Source organism: Streptomyces sp. NPDC002867 (assembly GCF_053591895.1).
The window spans coordinates 1-2,138 of the sequence record NZ_JBSFUR010000109.1 but is presented as its reverse complement, the minus strand read 5'-3'; the positions used below and the strand labels follow the sequence as shown (position 1 = coordinate 2,138).

At 67.1% G+C, this 2,138-nt stretch carries 3 protein-coding genes and 1 pseudogene; all 4 read right to left on the bottom strand.

Annotated elements, in window-relative coordinates:
* Nucleotides 1-68: 68 nt before the first annotated feature.
* A complete protein-coding gene (locus tag ACWD0A_RS34770; RefSeq protein ID WP_451304699.1) occupies nucleotides 69-527 on the bottom strand; it encodes a hypothetical protein in 459 nt (152 codons plus the stop codon).
* 87 nt (nucleotides 528-614) lie between these two features.
* A complete protein-coding gene (locus ACWD0A_RS34765; RefSeq protein WP_451304698.1) occupies nucleotides 615-1,139 on the bottom strand; it encodes a DUF1877 family protein in 525 nt (174 codons plus the stop codon).
* Nucleotides 1,140-1,173: 34 nt separating this feature from the next.
* Entirely contained in the window at nucleotides 1,174-1,932 is a 759-nt protein-coding gene (gene istB / locus ACWD0A_RS34760) for an IS21-like element helper ATPase IstB (RefSeq protein ID WP_451304697.1), read from the bottom strand.
* Nucleotides 1,929-2,138 (bottom strand): annotated as a pseudogene (locus ACWD0A_RS34755) (IS21 family transposase); the annotation flags it as partial. The gene istB and the pseudogene ACWD0A_RS34755, both read right to left, overlap by 4 nt.

Below are 2,138 nucleotides of genomic sequence, written 5' to 3'. Positions count from 1 at the left end.
GGCGGTGCGCGCGGCGTCTATGATCAGCTCGCTGGTGATGCCCGGGATCGGGTCCTCACGGGCCGGTTCTACAGGCGGGGGAACAGCGCCCGCGCTGCCATCGGGTGACGGTGCAGCATCCGCAGGAAGTCGCCCTGGAACGCCGCCCGCCCGGCGATCTCGGCGGGGCTCATGTCGCCCACCCCCTTCTTCGTCTTCACGATCACTCCGTCCATGATGCTGATCCCCGCGCCCCCCAAGTCGGAGAACACGTTGACGCGCAGGTGCAGGAACACCTGCCCGCCCTGCTCGGCGATCGTCACCGCGTAGGCAAGATCGGCCAGCGGGTAGACGTACGTGGCCCGCGAGCGCTTGGCGGGCTCGGACAGAAGCTCAGGGCGCAGACCCCGGAGGTAGTGAGCGAGCGCCGCCCGGGTCGCTGCCCGCAGCGGAACGTCGATCTGCTGCGGGTCGAACTCCCGGACCATGGGCCGCCGCCACATGCCCGCCGTGCCGGTGGTGCAGACACGCAGGATCTCGTCGTACATCTTCTGTGGACGCTCACGTAATTCCCCAGGCGGAAGTTCACGTAATTCCCCAGCTGCTGACGTGAGCCGACGGTGAGGCGGTCCGTGTCAGTCCCACCAGAGCACGACGAGAAGCTGCCGTTGGGCTGCAGCATGGTAGAACTCGCGCAGGGCGTTGAAGTGCCCCAGCACGTACTTCTTCGGGCCACCGACGATCTTGTCTGCGCCGTTGCCGATCAAGGCGGCGGCCTTTGCTTCGTCTGTCGGCAGGGCGGCCAGGAGGGCCGGAAAGTCGATCTGCCCGAGCCGTTCCGCAACGCGATCCACTTGAGCCGCTGAGAGGGCCGTGGGGTCTGGCCCGAAGGGGGCGATGGTATGCGGATGCGTGTTGAGGAAGGCGAGATCGATGGCAGTTTCGCCCTCGAGAGCTTGCCGGAGAGCACTCCGATGGACGTCGTCGAGACCTCCCAGCTCGCAGATCCGTTCGAGTAGGAACGGTGCCCAGTCCAGGTCGAGGACGTCCGCGGACGGTGGATCCCAGAGAGGATCTCCATCCGGCGATGCGTCGGCTGACTGGCGGCAGAAGGCGAGATACTCCGCCGGGATGCGGGCGAGTTGCTGAGTGACGGCCATGACGGCAGTATCCCGACGACGTCCACCGGTTTTCCTACTTGGTCTTGTCGGTGGGGTTCCTGGGCCGCTTGTTCGGCCGATAGCTCGGCCCGTTCATGATCACCTGGTGGCTGGTGTTGATGAGCCGGTCCAGGAGAGACTCGGCGACGACGGGGTTAGGGAAGAGGGGATACCAGTCGCTGGGCGCCCTGTTGCTGGTGATGATCAGCGAGCGTCCCTGCCGCTCGGAGACGAGCTCATAGAGGTCGTCGGCCTGGGCTGCGGAAAGCTGTCGCATGGCGAAGTCGTCGAGGATGAGGACGTCAGGGCGGACGAGTTCACGGATCCGTTTCTCCCAGGTGCGGTCCGCGTGGCCGCCGGCCAGGTCGGCGAGGATGCGGCTGGTCTTGGCGAAGCGGACGTGGGCGCCCTGCCGGACGGCGAGGTGGCCGAGGGCCTGGGCGATGTGCGTCTTGCCGACCCCGACGGGGCCGAAGAGGATGACCGACTCGCCTGCGTGCAGCCAGCGCAGGGCACCCAGGTCACGGATCTGGGCGGCGGGCAGTTTCGATGAGGCGGCGAAGTCGAACTCCTCCAGGGTGACCTGCTGCTCGAACTTCGCCCGCTGCAGGCGCCGTTGGAACGCAACGGTCTCGCGGCGGGTGATCTCGTCCTGACAGAGAACCTGGAGGAAGTCGAGGTGACCGAGTTCGCCGCCGTGGGCCTGGGCCAAGCGGGCGTCGAGGGTCTCCAGCATGCCTGACAGTCGCAAGGTCTTGAGCGACTCCCGCAGAGCGGCGTCCATCACGGTCATCGGGTTTCCACCTCGGCTTCGTCGTGCACCTGATCGTCGTGGTCGTCATCCGTCGTCTCGGGGGTCACAACGGTGGCGAAGAGCCGGGCGGGGCCGTGCAGGAAGGCCGCGGCCCCGGCATCACCGCTGGTCTCGGGCTCGGGGTCGGTTTCGGTGCCAGCGATGAGGATGCCCTTGATGGTGCGGTAGGACGGGTCGCCAACCGC

Coding starts and splice junctions, on each gene's coding strand:
- ACWD0A_RS34770 (WP_451304699.1), bottom strand. CDS start 527: ATGTACGACGAGATCCTGCGTGTCTGCACCACCGGCACGGCGGGCATG.
- ACWD0A_RS34765 (WP_451304698.1), bottom strand. CDS start 1,139: ATGGCCGTCACTCAGCAACTCGCCCGCATCCCGGCGGAGTATCTCGCC.
- istB (WP_451304697.1), bottom strand. CDS start 1,932: ATGACCGTGATGGACGCCGCTCTGCGGGAGTCGCTCAAGACCTTGCGA.